The sequence below is a fragment of the Sphingomonas cremea genome, assembly GCF_021502585.1.
Classification (GTDB): domain Bacteria; phylum Pseudomonadota; class Alphaproteobacteria; order Sphingomonadales; family Sphingomonadaceae; genus Sphingomicrobium; species Sphingomicrobium cremea.
In genome coordinates this window covers 1,134,525-1,149,864 of sequence record NZ_JAKFGM010000001.1, presented here as the reverse complement: position 1 = coordinate 1,149,864, position 15,340 = coordinate 1,134,525, and the positions used below count along the sequence as shown (strand labels likewise).

The following is a 15,340-nucleotide window of genomic DNA, read 5'->3' as shown; positions in this document are numbered from 1 at the left end:
TTATGCGGTTTCTTCACAAAAGTTGAACGGCCGGACCGTTCGGCGCAAAATGGTCGCCCAATAGGGGAGCTGGATGGCATCGCTGTTCCTAAGCTACTCGCGCGAGGACGCCAGCCAGGTTGGTCCGCTAGCGGCTGCACTGGAGGGTGAGGGCCACAAGGTCTGGTGGGACCAGCATATCTCGGGCGGGCAAGTATTCGCCGACGCGATCGAACGCGCATTGGAGTCCGCCGATGTCGTGATCGCGTGCTGGACCGAAAAGTCGGTTCGCTCCGGCTGGGTCCGTGACGAAGCCGCCGTCGGGCGGGACAAGAACCGGCTCGTTCCGGTGAGTCTCGACGGCTGCCTGCCCCCGTTGGGCTTTCGCCAATATCATACGATCGACCTCTTGAGCTGGAATGGGCAGCCGCAATCGCCCGCGCTCGTCCCGCTCAAGGTGGCAATCGCAGAAAAGACCGGCGGCATGGCGCAGCCCAAAGCGGCATTCCCGGCGCACGGTTCCGGTTCGCGCACTCGTATCATGTCGCGCCCCTGGGCTCTTGCCTCAACCGCCGCGCTCCTGCTGCTTGCCGGGGGCGCCTTCCTTTATGCCCGCGTTTCGGCGGGGTCCGGCAATGTCGAGCCAAGGGTTGCAATTGGGCAATTCTCCCTGGCCTCCACGGACCTACCTCGGGAGACTCCAAATATGCTCGGGCAGGAAATCGTCGCCGCCTTTGGCGCCGAGAATGCCGTCACCGTGATCTCGCCTGCCGACCGTAAGGCTGGCGCGAAGGCGCCCTTCGTTATGGACGGAAGCGTCAGTCGGCTCGGCCCCGCCGTGCGCTACACGGTCAATCTGAAGAACCAGCGCTCAGGCGTGGTTTTGTGGTCCAACGCATACGAGCACGAAGCCGCCGACGCTGTTGCTGCTCGTCAGGCCGCCGTGGGCGCAAGCCAGGTCGTGCGCTGCGGATTGTGGGGTGCGTCCTCTTACAAGAAGCGCATGTCTGACCAGGCACTCTCTTTGTACTTCAAATGGTGCAACGAACATTGGAGCGGATCGACAAACGAAACGGCGGAGCTGGACGCAGCAAGGCGGGTCACGGTCGCAGTACCTGATTTCTCCTTCGGCTGGTCGGCACTGGCTCTAGCGGCCGTACCACTCGTCGCATCACGGTCGGCCGAAGCAAATCAGCTGCGCACCGAAGCGGATGCCGCGGCGCGCAAGTCGATGCAGCTGGATAGCCAAAACCCCGAGGGGTACATGGCGCTCGCGGGGCTGCTTCCGCTAGACCGTTTTGTCGAACGAGAGGCCCTGCTGAAGAAGGCGCTGAGCGTGCGGCCGACTGAGTGCGGTTGCGAGCGTCAGGCCTATGGCGATTTCCTGGCGTCGGTCGGGCGAATGGAGGAGGCCGTAGAGGAATATGAGCGGGCGCGCGACATGCGGCCGCTGGCTCCATTCAGCAATCTCCGTTTCGCTCAGGCGCTCTATATGACTGGACGCAATGACGAGGCTGACCGGGTTCTCAGCTCGACATTCGAGCTTTGGCCGGATGCGACGTCGCTTCGCTTGCTTAAGATCAAGTCCGCCTTGTGGACCCACCGCTATGATGAAGCGATTACTCAGCTGAGCGCGCCTGACCTCCCGCTGACCAGCATTCAGCGACAGACGCTAGCTGAAGCATTCGCGGCCTTGAAATCCGGGAACCCCGCGCTTCGCGCCAAGTCGGTCGTCGACCTCGAAGGCTTTGCTGGCGACACGCGCTACAATGACAAGGTCGTGGTTGGAGTGCTTGCAGCGCTTGGCGCTCGTGAATCAGCGCTCAAGGCTGCAGCAAATCTTGTACGCACCCGCGGCCTTTTCGACGCGGAAGTGTTGTTTGAGCCCAACATGGCCTTGGCGCGCGCGGAGCCCGGCTATGCCGATCTACTTCGTAAGCTCGGGCTCATCGGCTATTGGCGCTCGACCCCAAACCCGCCGGACATTTGTAGGGATGCTGCACGTCCTCGCTTCTGCTCGCTCGCGTAACGAAAGGAATGGCGATGAAACATCTTGTGCTGCTGATGGCGCTGGCGGCCTCGGCCTGCAACAGCGAACCGCGGGAGGGCGCAGCTTCGCCCGAGCCCCGCGAGCCGAATGAGGTGCTTGTTACACAGGCACCCAAGAGTAGCGCTCCATTGGTACTGCCAATGCCCAAGGACCAGGCAGAGCTGGATCGCATGATCCTAGCCGGCTACACGCCGCACGGAAATCATCTCCATCCCCCAGGCGTCAAGAAATGCCCGCTCGCACAGGAAGGCAGCGAAGCGGTGATGTAGTTTCGGGATGATGACCGCAATCCAGCCATTCCGGTCATTAGCAGAATGTCCGGTTTCGACCCGCCCTGGCCCGCAATGTGCGCGATTTCGGCCTGGCGGGGGATGGGCTGATTACGACCCTCCCACGCTCGCACTTAGAGTGGCCAGAAGCTCGTCGAGTTGTTCGAATTGTTCGGGCATGCCGTCTTCCATCCCGACGATGGCGTCGTCGAGCGCTTCCTTCGATGGATAGAGTTCGCGCAGGGTCAGCAGCGTCTTGTCGCCCATTTCCTCGAAGGTCACCGTGGTGACCGCACCGTCATCACCTTCTTCATTCGTCCAGACGAGGCGCGAGTGAGGTACTACGTCGAGATATTTGCCAAAGAACGCCATGGACGTTGAGGCATCATGGCCGAACTCGACACGGTAACCTCCGCCGGCGCGTACATCCATCTCGCAGGAAAGCATTGGAACGCCGGCCGACTTCGGCGCCCACCACCGCATGAACAGATCGGGCGTCGTCCACGCCTCGAACACGAGGCTCGCCGGGGCGTCGAAGGTTCGCGTAACGACCAGCTCCCGGTCGGATCTCCGTTCGATTGTCGTGCGGCTATTCATCGACCTTCTCCCTGCGTTTCAATTCCTCGACAACATTGTCCAATGCGTTGAAGCGTGCGTCCCAGAGCCGGCGATACGCCTCGATCCATGCCGCCTCTTCCTCCAGTCGGCGCAGGCCTAGCTTGCAGGTCCGCACGCGCCCGACCTTTTCCGTCGTGACGAGTCCCGCCCGCTCCAGGACAACGACGTGCTTTTTCATGCCCGTGAGGGTCATGTGGAATTTCTCTGCAAGCTGCGTGATCGAAGCCCCTTCACGCCCGAGCTGCTCCAGAACGCCGCGTCGGGTGGCGTCCGAGAGCGCGGCAAAAGTGGCATCAAAAGGAGGCATATTACACTGAACCATATGGTTCAGTGTTTAACCCATGGCGTGACGGCGTGCAAGGGGAGGACGCTTTCGGTTCAAAGCCGACGTTAGCGCGGAGAATGCTGGAGGGCGGTGCGAACGCTTGCCAGCCACCCAACGCATGCTAGCCTTGCTGGCAAAAGGGGGGGCGGAAATGAAAGTAACCTGGCTTTTGACAGTTGCGGTAATGGTTGCGGCGCCGGGTTATGCACAAAGCGGCCCGCATACGATGCACGCGGACATGGCCGCTCCGAAAACGCCCATGCTGCTTGAAGGCTATGGCAGCGGCGGGTTCAAGATCACGACCGCCAATCCAACGGCGCAGGCCTATTTCGACAATGGCATGCAGCTTGCCCACGCCTTCGCTCACAAGGCGTCGATCGAGGCCATGACGGAAGCCGTACGGCTCGATCCGCAATGCGCGATGTGTCTGTGGGGCGAAGCTTGGGCCTCGGGGCCCACAATCAATTTCGGGAAGAGTGAGGATGAGACGGCGAAGCTCGCCGAAATGGCCGAAAAAGCGGCGGAGCTCGCCAAGACGAATGGCACCGACCGCGAACGCGCACTGATTCACGCGCTCCAACTGCGTTACAAAAGCGGCGGCGTTGCCAAGAGAGGCGATCTCAATTTCGCAAGGGCGATGGCGGCGCTCGCCAACCGCTATCCAAACGACAATGAAATCGCGGTGATCTCCGCGGACGCATGGCTGATGGCGCCGGCGGATAATGCAGAGGAGTGGAAGCTCAACGCGGGCCTTGCGATGCCGCTGCTGGAAACTGCGCTCAAACGCAACCCTGACGATACCGCCGCGATTCACTTCTACATCCACGCGACCGAACTCGCCGGAGTTCCCGCAAAGGCGGAACCCTTCGCCGACCGACTGGCTGGGCTTGCGCCCAAGGCTAGCCACCTCGTGCACATGCCCAGTCATACCTATTACTGGGTCGGCCGTTACGAAGACGCGGCGAATGCCAACATGCGCGCGGTCGAACTGGGTATCGACAATGCCAAGCGTCTCGGCCTGCCGCCACCCGACGGCGTATGGGGACTGCCGTATCACTCGCACAATGTGACCTTCGGCCTGGGCGGAGCGCTTGAGGCCGGAGATGCCAACATCGCCTTGCGGCTAGGTCGCCCCCTGGTCGCGAGATCGCAGGAACGCAAGGAGGCTTCGCCGGCAAGCCAGCTGATCGCTGCAAACGGATATTACGCCATGGCGCGCTTTGCAGATCCGGCTGAGGTCTTGTCTCTCCCCAAGCCGAAATTGCCTTTTCTCGAGGCAGCCTGGCACTATGCGCGCGGAGAAGCCTTCGCTCGCCGTAATGACATAGCTGGGGTTCGCGCTGAGGCCGCCGCAATCCATGGAGTCACCGGCGAGCTGAGCAAGGACGATGGGTCGCTACAGGCCCAGACCATGACCTTTATTGCCAGGAACGTCCTGATCGGCAGGGCCGCGATGATGGAGCACCGCCCGAAGGAAGCGGCCATGGCCTTCGCGCAGGCCGCCGAGCTCCAGGAGAGCGACGATTTCAGTTCGTTTTCCGACCCGCCAGCCTGGCACTATCCAATCCGGCGCGATTTCGCTTCGGCGCTATTGGCAAGCAACGATCCGGTGGCCGCCCGGCGCGAGGCCGAGGGCGCGCTCAAATATCGCCCGAAAGACCCTGGAACGCTTGCTCTATTGGAGACGCTTGGGGCCGCCACTGCCGCGCGCTAGTTGGGCGGCAACGACGTCATTCCACCGGCCTTGGATGACCGCTCGGTCCGGCCGCGCGCCCGCTTTCCACCCATTTCTGCCATAAACGTAATGGCAGCTTTCGACCCATTCCTGCCATTAGGCTCTGGGTCGCAACCACCACCAAATGAGCGCGCAAGTGCAACCGTAAAAGGCGCATAAGGCGGCGCCTGTTGCCCCACTTTCAGGAAAGATGATGAGGCCTGATAATGTGCCAAATGCCGCACCAGCTAATCCGAAACTAAGTGCATTTTCTGCCTTGAGCCGATGTAGCAAATACGTGGAGGGTAAGCCGAGGACTATAAGACCTACGAGGATGAAAGGGGCCGTAATCGCGGCCATGAATGCAGCGCGCGCCAAGGGCGGCCCCATCGCATAAAGGTCTGGTGCGACGAACAGTTCATAGAGCCAATTTTCAACAGCTCCGACGATTGCAGTGAGTAGCGTCGTAGCAACTACCCGAGCCACCAAGTAAGCAGCGGCACGGCCAATGGGCTGTCGTTCGGCGGAAGCATTCATTGGGCCAATCTTGCACGCCTAATGGCAGCTTTCCACCCAAACCTGCCATTAAGCTAATGACCGCTTTCGACCCATTGCAGACATTAGGAGGCTGGGTAAGGGGGCTGGCTACCTGATATTGCCAGCCTGCCCCTCGAGGAGGCCGACTTTTTCCAGGGTCGCGAGAAATTCGGTGACTTCCTCAATCGGAACAGGGGCGATGGTTGAAGACAAGAAGTCCCGAATTTCCTGGACGTTGCGGGTCCCGTCGACCAGATTCAGCGCTTCATAGGCGAAGCTTGCCGTGTCGCCCGGACCCTCCCGGTCGAGTAGGGCAGGCCGCGGCAGGCCTAGTTTTTCGAGCTGGCTGTCCAGCCAGGAATAGCCGAAGCCAGTCATCGGCCCCTTCGGACCGGCTTTTCGCCGGTAGATCAAAGCACCCGACCCTTGCGTCGCTGCCGCCGGAGCAATGGCCGCTCCGACCATCTCGGTGCCATTTGCCAGTTGAAGTCCAAATCGCGATAGTGATTGCGCTTCGGCGACGTCGGCATTTCGAGAGTAAAGGTCGACTAGGGCGGCGTCCGCAGGCGCCATGGCAGCTGTCTTGCGCAGTTCGGCGGCGTGGCGATCCAGCCGTTCCGCATGCATCATCCGATCGAGCGCGGGGACGTCGTTCTGGCCGAGGTTGGCAAGATACCATCCGGCACTAGCGCCGATGAAAATCGCTCGTTTGAGTTTGGTCGGGTCGAGATTCTCGGGAACGTCTCGCTGGGTGTGGATGAAGCGATCCGGCCAGTCAGCCAGGTAGATGACCGGAATGCGCCAGCTGCTCTCGGCCCAGACCGTGTGATCGCTACCTTCGGTAAAACCGCCGACTTTCGCCTGCAGTGGCCGCTTGCTCCCCTCGGAATCGAGCAGGGGCCAGTCGGCGGCGCCGGTATCCGCGTAGGCCAGCGACTGGCCGTTGACCCACCTGGCGATCGCAAAGGCCACGTCGTCCACGAAACTCGGGAGGCTGGGAGGCGAGCCTTCGACACGGAGGATCGACTTTGTCTTTTCCGTGTCGCCCCCGATCATGTCGAGGTGGATCGTGGCGAGCGTGCGGCTGGCAAACTCTGGCCGCGCATTGAGCAACGAGATGGTGCATTCCACCTCGCATGGCCAGATGAAGCGGATCGTCCGTTCGGGCTTGGGTAACTTCCCTTCCGCAATCAGGCGGTTCAGGACCCGGGCGATTTCCAGTTCACCGGCACAGCCGCTGGCATTGTCGTTGGCGCCCGGCGACGGATGATCGAGGTGGCAGGAAAAGACGATCTCGTGCCCGCGGTCCTTGCCGGGAATGACGGCGGTGGGAATGAGATAGGATCCCGGCGACCTCCCAGCCTCGACACGGGCACGTAGCCGAACCTGCTGGCCGTGACGGAGGCGTTCCTGCCATTCATGCGCACGGGCCGGCGACACCATGAATGCGAAAGCCGGGTTCTTCCAAGTATCGAGATGTCCCCAGCGGATCAGGCTCTCGTCTTCGCCCCACCAGCCCTGCTTCTGATTCTGCGCCCAGGAGACGATTCCGGCAGCGCCATATCTATGCACCGCCAATCCGGCCGCCGCCTCGGGCTGGGCGGAGACCAGGACCAGCTTTCCGCGAACATCCTTGCCCGCATAATCCGCCTCAGTGGTACCCGTGCCGACGTCGACCAGGTCGGCATTGGCGCTTCCGCTGATGCTGTCCTGGGCCAGGGTGATCGGCTGGTCATTCCACGAGGCCACCCGTTCTGCGTCGGCCCAGGCGTTGCCGTTACGGCGCTGTTCCCAAAGCTCCGCGAAGCTGGCGTTCCATGCAGGCCGCGCGCGCTGCGTTCCGTAGAAAATCTTTCCGTCGGCCGGCAGGGCGATGATTTCGACCTCTTCCAGCCCGTAGCTGCGGAGGCGGTCGCGGATCAGCTCGGCGGCCTGACGATAGCCTTCGGACCCGCGCATGCGATGATGAAGTGACAGGAACTGGACGGTCCGCTTGGCAGCCGTCCCCGAAGCTTCGGATGAGATCAATGATGCGGAAGCGGCATCGATTAGCGGAGGCCGTTCCTGAGCTGCGGCAGGAACTGCCATCATCGAACCAGCAAGTAGCAGCAGTTTGCGCAGCATCGACCCATCCCCCTATTCGCTACAACGTTATGCTGAGCCCGGAGCGATGACCAGCGATGTCCGCTTTCCACCCATTCCGGTCGCAAGCCGAATAGCAGCTTACGACCCAAAGCGGACGTTAGGGTTTGTCCTCGAATGCCAAGCTTTTGGCCAAGCGCGTTTGCGCATGATTGCGCGCCGGACTATCCGCGAACCTTGGCGGCGACTGCCGGATCAAAGAAGGGACGAAGGTGAAAATCACCCGCATTGCATTGTGCGCGGCTGTATTCCTCATGCCGTATCAGGCGACGGCACGTGAGAGGGCCGACGTGCTCATTCGCCATGCAGCCGTCGTGGATGTCGAGCACGCCCGTATCATTCCAGATCAGGCGATTGCGATCGAGGGAGACACAATTCGCGCTGTTGGCCCGGATCGTTCCCTGGCCCGCAAGTTTGCCGCACCGCGCACAATCGATGCGGCCGGCAAGTTCGTCATGCCCGGCCTGTGGGACATGCACGTTCATTTCGGCGGCGAAGAGTTAATCGGAGAGAATAAGGCCCTCCTGCCGCTCTATGTGGCTTTTGGAGTCACCACGGTCCGCGATTGCGCGGAGGATATCAGCGCCTCGGTTCTGGAATGGCGGTCCGGGGTGGCCGAGGGCCGGCTGCTTGGGCCTACGATCTACACGTCCGGGCCGAAGCTCGAGGGCTACAAGCCGATCTGGAAGGGTACAATTGAGGTGGGAACGCCCGCCGAGGTCGATGCAGCGCTGGATCGCCTGCAGGCAATGAAAGTCGACTTCGTCAAAATTACCGACAACACGTTGAAGCCCGAGATATTCCTGTATGCAGTGAAGGCCGCCAAATCGCGCGGCCTCAAGACCTCGGCGCATACGCCCTATGCCCTGACCATTGAGCAAGCCGCCACGGCCGGGCTCAACTCGGTCGAACACCTAGATTATCTGATCAAAGCAGGCTCGCCCCAGGAAGCGTCCATCGGTGCCGACTTTGCAGCCAAGAAGCTGAACTATGGCGAGGCCTCCGACAAGTTCGTCGAGACCTTCGATCCCAACTATGCCGTCGAGGAATATCGGCGGCTGGCGGCACTAGGCGTTTACGTCACGCCCACGCTCAACATGAGCCGGATTCTTGCCTATCTCGACCGGGAGGATCACTCGGGCGATGCCGCCCTTGCCTACGTCGGACCGGGTTTGCGCAAGACCTACCAATGGCGGGTCGAACGAGCCGCGAAGGCGACTTCGGCCCAAGTCGAGGCGAGACACCGGGAGTATGAGCTTAGCCTTAAAGTGCTGCCGATGCTTCGTGACGCCGGCATCCCCATCCTCGCAGGAACCGATGCCGGCTATCTCAATAGCTTCAACTATCCCGGCGAAGGCCTCCACGAAGAGCTGGAACGCTATGTGGAGGCCGGGCTGACGCCCCAGCAGGCGCTGGTCACCGCGACTATCACCGGCCCCGCTTTCCTGGGGCATAGTGACCGGTACGGCGGGCTGGCCGATGGAAAAGCCGCGGACATCCTCGTTCTCGACGCCAATCCTCTCAATGACGTAAAAGCCACGCGTGCCATCCGCGGTGTCATGCTCCACGGACAATGGCTGGATCGCGCTGCGCTCGACAAGCTCCTGGCCGACGCGAAAGCGACAGCCGCGCGCTGAGACTTAAGGGAGGGGCCCGCTTCCGCTTTCCGCCCAAAGGGGACGTTAGAGGGCAGTTATAAATTATGGCCGGCCGGATCGGTTGTACCGAGCATGATGCACCGATCCGGCCGCCGATATTCAGAGCGATCGGATAGCGATGGAGTTCAGCACCCAGGCTGAATCGATCGAAATGTCGATGCTGACGTCGTTTATCCACGAGTAGATCCGGTCGGACAGGCCGACATAGACCCATAGATTCTGCCCCGCCGGGAAGGCCATGCTCGTGAACAGGTTTACGATGCGACGCTCGCCCGGTGTGGCCTGGACGCTTGTGCCCGGGAAGCTTTCCCCGTCACCGGAGCAATCCAGCCCCGCGACGAACCAGTCCTGGCTGACCTCGTTCGCTGGGTCATTGTCTTCCCAATTCCAGAACACCGCCGCGATCAGGCGCCCACGCGTGGTCGCGTGGAAGTCGGACCAGCCCCATTCGTCGTAGGTCGACACGTGGTGCCGGCAAAGCAATGCGGTGAGGTCGGCCTTGACCTGCAGGATGCCGGCCTTGAGCGTCTTGAACGGCACGAGGTAGCCGCCCTCGCGATAGGCGCAGATGAGGTCGATGTCTCCGGCGTCATGGTTATGCGCCGAGAGCCGCGCGCCGAACCGCGCCATGCTGCCGTCGAGGTAGGAGAAATTCTCCGTGACCGTCCCGTCGCCGGAAGCCTGGTTCTGTTCGAACCGGTCCCACGATCCATCATAGGCTGGGAAGAACAGCTTTTCCTTGTCGGGATCCGGGGGGAAGAAAAGGATCGGCGGCAGTTCCAGCACGTCGGCCAGGCTTCCAACGACATTTTCGTGAATGTTGAAGGCGGTGTGGCCCTTCACGATCTCGTTGAACCTGCCGTGGAGCCTTTCGTGAAGGCTTTTCAGCCGGATCAGGTCGACGCCATATTCGCGTGCCTTGGCGAGCGACTGGAATCGCTGGCCCGGTCCACGCGGATCTCCGCCGCGCACGATGCTTCCCCGAATCTTCTCGCGCACTTCGGGCGAGAGGATCTCGCGCTGTTCCGCCGCAAACTCTCCGCGCAAGGCGTCGAGCTGGTCGGTCGTCTTGCGCCACTCCGTTTCACGACTGCGCTGGTGGATGGCCTGGAGCCGTTCCAGAAGCAACTCATCCGCGCGCGTGGTCGCCGGCGCGGACGTTGGGCGTTCTAAGGTGTCCTGAGACATAAATCTCTCCTTCCAACGAGAGACTCGGCACGTGCGCTTATAACATGGATCAAGTCTAAACTGCCTGTCGAAATGTGCCCCTGCTCGCCGAGCGTAACGGCAGATTTCGACCCACTGAGGACATTAGGGGGTCCCACCCAAAGCGGAAATTGGCGCCCAAGCCATGAGGGCCTGGGCGCCAATAGCTGAATTAGCTGGCCTTCGATGCCTGCTGCTTTCGATATTCCGGTAGCGGCAGGCCGCCTTGGGACCAGTCTTCTAGTTCGACTTCCTGGAAGATCACCCAGGTCCGGTCGACCTGCTTGTCGAGCACGTCGAGCAATAGCTGGCTGATCCCCTTATAGATCGCGGCCTTCTGGTCGGCGGTCACCCGATCGACGCCAGGCAAATTGCCCTCCCGCGTCACCTGAACGGTTACCATCGGCATGGTCTCACTCCTTCAAATTCAAGCGCTTAGTGACCGGCGACCTGGCCGCCGTCGACGTGCAGTATCTCGCCCGTCACGAAAGGAGCGTGGTCGAGGTAAAGGATTGCATCGACCACATCGGAGACCTCGCCCAGCCGGCCGACCGGATGCAAAGTCGCCAGGAACTCATGCGTTTCGGGGGAATGCATCGGCGTCTTGATGATGCCCGGCGACACGGCGTTCACGCGAATTCCGCGGGTGGCATATTCGACCGCCAGGTTCTTGGTCGCCGCCGCAATTCCGCCCTTTGTGAGGGAGGCGAGAACCGAGGGGACCTGCGAAGTGGGGTTGTCGACCAGCGTGGTGGTGATGCTGACGATATGGCCGCTGCCCTGCTTTTCCATCGCGGCGATCGCCGCCTGGGTCGTGTAGAAGAAGCCGTTCAGGTTGGTCGACACGACGTCGGCATATTGTTCGGCCGTATAGCTAGTGAATGGGCTGGCGATGAAGATGCCGGCATTGTTCACCAGCGTATCGATGCGGCCGAATGCCTTTTGCGCCGCTTCGATCACCTTGGGCCCGGTGGCCGGATCGCCAATGTCGCCGGCAACGGCCAGGACATCGGGGTTGTCGGAAGGCTTGATCGAACGAGACGTGGCGACAACGCGGTAGCCGCGTTCCAGGAAGGCTTCGACGATGCCCGCGCCGATACCCTGCGACGCGCCGGTAACGACGGCGACCTTGCGTAAATCATTCATTTTGCACCTCGACGATTAATTGATCAGGCGCCCGATTGCGCCGCCTGGCCTATCTAATTGACGCCATGTGGCGTGCGAATAGCCGACGTGAGGCAGGCACTCTTCCGATTTTCGCAATAATAGTTATGAAGGGGTGGTGGACCGTATCGATGCAATGAAGGTGTTCATCGCCGCGCTCGACGAGGGAAGCCTCGCCGGAGCGGGAAGGCTGCTCAAGCGGTCGCCGGCCGCGGTCAGTCGCGCGATCGCCTTCCTCGAAGCCCATGTCGGGGTCGAGCTGCTCCATCGAACGACCCGCTCGATCCGGCTAAGCGAGGCGGGCGAACGCTATGCCGTGGCATGCCGCCGAATCCTGACCGAGCTGGAAGAGGCGGAAATCCTGGCCGTCGGAGAGAAGTCGGCGCCAAGGGGACTGCTGACATTGTCGGCTCCGCCGATCGGCGGCGAGGACATATTGCGGCCGATCGTCGATGAATTTCTCGACGCCTACCCGATGGTCTCGGCCCGGCTTCTGCTGCTCGACCGGACGGTCAACCTGGTCGAGGAAGGCGTGGACGTTGCGCTGCGCGTCGCCCAGCTGCCGGATTCATCGCTGATCGCCACGAAGGTCGGCAGCGACGTGCGCCGCGTCGTGGTCGCCTCCCCCGAATATCTCGCGAGCCGGCTGCCGATCGTCGAACCCGCCGACCTCGCGGGGCACGAAATCATCGCCTTTACCAACTTCGGCCTGGACAGCTGGAGCTTCGCGCCGCCGGCAGGCTCGACCATCCCGCGGACGGTTTCGTTTACGCCCCGCCTGACGGTGAATAGTGTTCGGGCGGCAATGGCTTCGGCAATCCGGGGGAGGGGCCTCACCCGCCTCTATTCCTATCACGTCGCCGAAGCGGTCAAGAATGGCGAGCTCAAGGTGGTGATGGCGAGCGCCGAATATCCGGCCCTTCCGGTCCACCTCCTTACCCCGAAGGGTCGCGTTTCCGTACCGAAAGTCAGGGCCTTCCTCGACTTCGCAGCCCCGCGGCTGAGGTCGATTTTCTCGAGGCTCGCGAACGAGGCCCGCGCCCTCAGCTCGTTCGATTATGCCGAGCGCTGAAACTAGGCGCCGCCGAGCGTCCGGGCGAGATCGTAGATGTGCTCAATTCCGTCATAGAAGCTCTTGGCGGGGATCCGCTCGTCGAGGCCGTGTGCGAACATCTCGTCCGGCTTGATGAATACGCCCGACGAAGCCCAGGTCGGAATGCCGACGGTTCGATAAACCATGCCGTCCGTGCCGCCCGACTCCAGATAGGGAGAGAGGGCAACGCCCGGATATGGTTTGTGAATGGACTGGGCGATCGCGCGTTCGATGTCGGGACGCAGCTCCGAAACCGGGCTAGCAAAGGGTGCGCCCACGACCGTCACCGCGATCTTCGGGTCTGCGACGACATTGCTCAGCTGCTGGCGAACGTCGTCGACCGTAACTCCCGGAAATATGCGGCAGTTGACCGTGGCGGTCGCCTTCTGCGGCAGCGCGTTTTCCGCATGCCCGGCGCTGAGCATGGTGGCGACGCAAGTCGTGCGCGTCGTGCCGACGAATTCGGGGTCACCCCAGATTGCATCAGCGGCGGCACTGTCCGCCGGATTGGCGGCAAAACGCCTCAGCGCTTCGCCCGCCGGCCCCGGAGTGACTTTGCCGACGGCGCCCAAATAGGCGCGCGTTAGCTCGTTCGACATGACCGGGAAGCGGTACTCGCCGACCCGCGTAACCGCCTTTGCGAGGTCGTAGATCGCGTTGTCGGCGCGCGGGCGCGAGCTGTGGCCGCCGGGATTGGTTGCCGTCAGCTGGAACGTCGCAAAGGTCTTCTCGGCACCCTGCACGAGGTAGATAATGGGCTTGCCGTCGGGGGCCAGAATACCGCCGCCGGCGTCCGTGTTGATCGCATATTCGGCGTCTTTCACCCATGGATGAGCGGCGATCTGGCGCGTCGTGCCGTCAGCCTCGTCGAGCCCCGTTTCTTCATCGCCAACAAAGGCGAAGACAAGGGTCCTGCGCGGCTTCACGCCTTCCTTGTGCAGGCGAAGGATGGTGGACATGAGCGCGACGACGCCCGCCTTGTTGTCGAGCGTTCCCCGGCCATAAAAATAGCCATTCTCTTCAATCAGCTTGTACGGGTCACGCTTCCAGTCCTCAGGCCGCGCATCGACCACGTCCATATGGGCCGAAAACAGTATGGGCTTCGCGTTGCGGTCGGTGCCCGGGATGCGCACCAGCATGCCGACGGTTTCGCCCTTCGGCAGCTTGGCGATGTTGTCGGAAGCAATGCCGGCATCGCGCAACATGGCTTCAAGGTAATTGGCCATTGCCGGCACCTGGGCGTTGCCCTGCGACGTCCTGAACTCGACCACCTTTGCGAAAATCTGCCGCGATTGGACCTGGTCCGCGTTCTGCTGCGCGGCCAATGAGACGGTTGTCGCGGCAAGTGCAGCGCCGACCGCAAAGCGAAGAAATTGTGGCATGCGACCTCCCCCAATTACCGGGGCAGACTAGCGCGTCGGCGAGCAATGTCGATTCACGGTAGCAGGCATGCATGCCCTATCGCCGGTTATCCAGGGCCCAGTCTGCTAGTTGGTGGATCCGTGTGTCGGAGGTTCGGGCGAGATCGGGCTCTCGGCTTCGATTTCTGCAAGGAGCGCCTCTTCCTGGGCCAGCAGCTGCGTCAAGGTAGCTCTTTGGCGCTCGTCCGCACAGGTCTCCAACTGTTGCCGGAAGCGTTTGATGTTTTCCCGCGCGATATACTTTTTCACGGCGCTTCTCCCGCAACCCGAGCGCTGCAATGTATAATCCCGAAACGGTCCTAAGCACAGCATGTGTAATTTATGCCCGCTGTCGATCAATTACGGTAATTCAATTGTTTATGCGCGAGGCGGCATTAAACGGGTGCCGATTCACCATCTGCGACACGGCGAAGCGATGCAGGATCAAGGATGTCAATTTGGTTGTAATGGCGCGCCACAAGGCCATTTAATTCAAAGTCGCGGAGGATAGCATTTGCGGTCTTGCGCGACAGATTTGCAATGGCGGCGAGGTCGGTTTGGCTGACCGAAGCAAACGCTGGTGCCTGGCCTTGAAAGCGACAGTCGGCAATCCGCAGGAGCGTTGCTGCGCAGCGCCTATCACTTTCCCGTATAAGCAGATCAGCGACGATGTTTGCGGCAACCTCTCCATAATAAAGCGCCAGGCGAGCGAAGTGTTTCCACCGCCCTGGATTTTCACTTAGCAAAGCTTCGGCTGCCGATTTCGTGGCGACAGCAGCATAAACCGGTGTGCGGGCAACAGTAGCGTTGTCCGTTGGCCGCCCGGCGATCAAGGGCACGTAGCCGGCCCACCAGCCGGGATGGCAGATATGGGTAAGCGGCGTGTCTGGAGGGCCTAGTGACGTAACCACTGCAGCCGATCCGGATGCAATACCAACCAGCGGAGCGCAGATATCGCCAGCGGATATCAACGTTTCTCCGGGTTCGAAGTGCCGCCACCGGCAAATTCCCAAGAGCGCTTCCTGAAACTCGCTGTCCCTGTCCGACAACCAGCCCCTGCTTTTCAGGATTGCCGCACCTTCCGCAGGGGAGGAGCTGACCGAAGCTTCAATCAGGAATTCCGCGCGGTTTGACATCAATTGGGACGTTTTGGACAATTGTGTTGTGAAAGCAAGTTAGACGCTC

At 61.5% G+C, this 15,340-nt stretch carries 14 protein-coding genes; 5 read left to right on the top strand and 9 right to left on the bottom strand.

What is annotated here, in order from left to right:
- Positions 1-73 precede the first annotated feature (73 nt).
- Entirely contained in the window at positions 74-2,008 is a 1,935-nt protein-coding gene (locus LVY65_RS05940; RefSeq protein WP_235067062.1) for a toll/interleukin-1 receptor domain-containing protein, read from the top strand.
- Positions 2,009-2,022: 14 nt separating this feature from the next.
- Positions 2,023-2,298 (top strand): hypothetical protein, encoded by a 276-nt coding sequence (locus LVY65_RS05935; RefSeq protein ID WP_235067061.1) that lies wholly within the window; start codon positions 2,023-2,025, stop codon positions 2,296-2,298.
- A gap of 111 nt (positions 2,299-2,409) precedes the next feature.
- Here the strand turns inward: LVY65_RS05935 and LVY65_RS05930 are convergent, their stop codons facing one another.
- Together LVY65_RS05930 and LVY65_RS05925 are read right to left on the bottom strand one after the other, a co-directional pair.
- Positions 2,410-2,895, bottom strand: a complete 486-nt coding sequence (locus LVY65_RS05930; protein ID WP_235067060.1) for an SRPBCC family protein — start codon at positions 2,893-2,895, stop codon at positions 2,410-2,412.
- On the bottom strand, positions 2,888-3,223 hold the full coding sequence (locus tag LVY65_RS05925; protein ID WP_235067059.1) for an ArsR/SmtB family transcription factor: 336 nt from the start codon (positions 3,221-3,223) through the stop codon (positions 2,888-2,890). The genes LVY65_RS05930 and LVY65_RS05925 overlap by 8 nt, the downstream gene beginning before the upstream one ends.
- A 169-nt stretch (positions 3,224-3,392) precedes the next feature.
- Here LVY65_RS05925 and LVY65_RS05920 point away from each other — a divergent pair, with 169 nt between their 5' ends.
- Positions 3,393-4,955, top strand: a complete 1,563-nt coding sequence (locus LVY65_RS05920; protein ID WP_235067058.1) for a hypothetical protein — start codon at positions 3,393-3,395, stop codon at positions 4,953-4,955.
- Between the two features lie 645 nt (positions 4,956-5,600).
- On the opposite strand, the gene LVY65_RS05915 is transcribed toward LVY65_RS05920, so the two are convergent.
- Positions 5,601-7,616, bottom strand: a complete 2,016-nt coding sequence (locus LVY65_RS05915; protein ID WP_235067057.1) for a M28 family peptidase — start codon at positions 7,614-7,616, stop codon at positions 5,601-5,603.
- Positions 7,617-7,846: 230 nt separating this feature from the next.
- On the opposite strand from LVY65_RS05915, the gene LVY65_RS05910 reads away from it, so the two are divergent.
- Entirely contained in the window at positions 7,847-9,271 is a 1,425-nt protein-coding gene (locus LVY65_RS05910; protein ID WP_235067056.1) for an amidohydrolase family protein, read from the top strand.
- A 120-nt stretch (positions 9,272-9,391) separates the two neighbouring features.
- On the opposite strand, the gene LVY65_RS05905 is transcribed toward LVY65_RS05910, so the two are convergent.
- The 3 genes from LVY65_RS05905 to LVY65_RS05895 all read right to left on the bottom strand — a co-directional run bounded on the left by LVY65_RS05905 (position 9,392) and on the right by LVY65_RS05895 (position 11,644).
- Positions 9,392-10,480, bottom strand: coding sequence for a hypothetical protein (locus tag LVY65_RS05905; RefSeq protein ID WP_235067055.1), 1,089 nt, complete (start codon positions 10,478-10,480; stop codon positions 9,392-9,394).
- Between the two features lie 190 nt (positions 10,481-10,670).
- Positions 10,671-10,907 (bottom strand): tautomerase family protein, encoded by a 237-nt coding sequence (locus LVY65_RS05900; RefSeq protein WP_235067054.1) that lies wholly within the window; start codon positions 10,905-10,907, stop codon positions 10,671-10,673.
- 26 nt (positions 10,908-10,933) lie between these two features.
- Positions 10,934-11,644 (bottom strand): SDR family NAD(P)-dependent oxidoreductase, encoded by a 711-nt coding sequence (locus LVY65_RS05895; protein ID WP_235067053.1) that lies wholly within the window; start codon positions 11,642-11,644, stop codon positions 10,934-10,936.
- Positions 11,645-11,780: 136 nt separating this feature from the next.
- On the opposite strand from LVY65_RS05895, the gene LVY65_RS05890 reads away from it, so the two are divergent.
- Positions 11,781-12,734, top strand: coding sequence for a LysR family transcriptional regulator (locus LVY65_RS05890; protein WP_235067052.1), 954 nt, complete (start codon positions 11,781-11,783; stop codon positions 12,732-12,734).
- A 2-nt stretch (positions 12,735-12,736) separates the two neighbouring features.
- Here the strand turns inward: LVY65_RS05890 and LVY65_RS05885 are convergent, their stop codons facing one another.
- The 3 genes from LVY65_RS05885 to LVY65_RS05875 form a co-directional block, all read right to left on the bottom strand.
- Positions 12,737-14,137: a M20/M25/M40 family metallo-hydrolase gene (locus LVY65_RS05885; RefSeq protein ID WP_235067051.1), complete on the bottom strand. Its 1,401-nt coding sequence runs from the start codon at positions 14,135-14,137 to the stop codon at positions 12,737-12,739.
- Positions 14,138-14,242: 105 nt separating this feature from the next.
- Positions 14,243-14,425 (bottom strand): hypothetical protein, encoded by a 183-nt coding sequence (locus tag LVY65_RS05880; RefSeq protein WP_235067050.1) that lies wholly within the window; start codon positions 14,423-14,425, stop codon positions 14,243-14,245.
- Positions 14,426-14,550: 125 nt separating this feature from the next.
- Entirely contained in the window at positions 14,551-15,312 is a 762-nt protein-coding gene (locus LVY65_RS05875) for a Crp/Fnr family transcriptional regulator (RefSeq protein WP_235067049.1), read from the bottom strand.
- Between the last annotated feature and the right edge of the window lie 28 nt (positions 15,313-15,340).

Bases quoted from the DNA above. Each gene is read 5' to 3' on its own strand.
- LVY65_RS05930 (WP_235067060.1), bottom strand. From the start codon at position 2,895: ATGAATAGCCGCACGACAATCGAACGGAGATCCGACCGGGAGCTGGTC.
- LVY65_RS05885 (WP_235067051.1), bottom strand. From the start codon at position 14,137: ATGCCACAATTTCTTCGCTTTGCGGTCGGCGCTGCACTTGCCGCGACA.
- LVY65_RS05940 (WP_235067062.1), top strand. From the start codon at position 74: ATGGCATCGCTGTTCCTAAGCTACTCGCGCGAGGACGCCAGCCAGGTT.
- LVY65_RS05895 (WP_235067053.1), bottom strand. From the start codon at position 11,644: ATGAATGATTTACGCAAGGTCGCCGTCGTTACCGGCGCGTCGCAGGGT.
- LVY65_RS05900 (WP_235067054.1), bottom strand. From the start codon at position 10,907: ATGCCGATGGTAACCGTTCAGGTGACGCGGGAGGGCAATTTGCCTGGC.
- LVY65_RS05905 (WP_235067055.1), bottom strand. From the start codon at position 10,480: ATGTCTCAGGACACCTTAGAACGCCCAACGTCCGCGCCGGCGACCACG.
- LVY65_RS05925 (WP_235067059.1), bottom strand. From the start codon at position 3,223: ATGCCTCCTTTTGATGCCACTTTTGCCGCGCTCTCGGACGCCACCCGA.
- LVY65_RS05920 (WP_235067058.1), top strand. From the start codon at position 3,393: ATGAAAGTAACCTGGCTTTTGACAGTTGCGGTAATGGTTGCGGCGCCG.
- LVY65_RS05935 (WP_235067061.1), top strand. From the start codon at position 2,023: ATGAAACATCTTGTGCTGCTGATGGCGCTGGCGGCCTCGGCCTGCAAC.
- LVY65_RS05915 (WP_235067057.1), bottom strand. From the start codon at position 7,616: ATGCTGCGCAAACTGCTGCTACTTGCTGGTTCGATGATGGCAGTTCCT.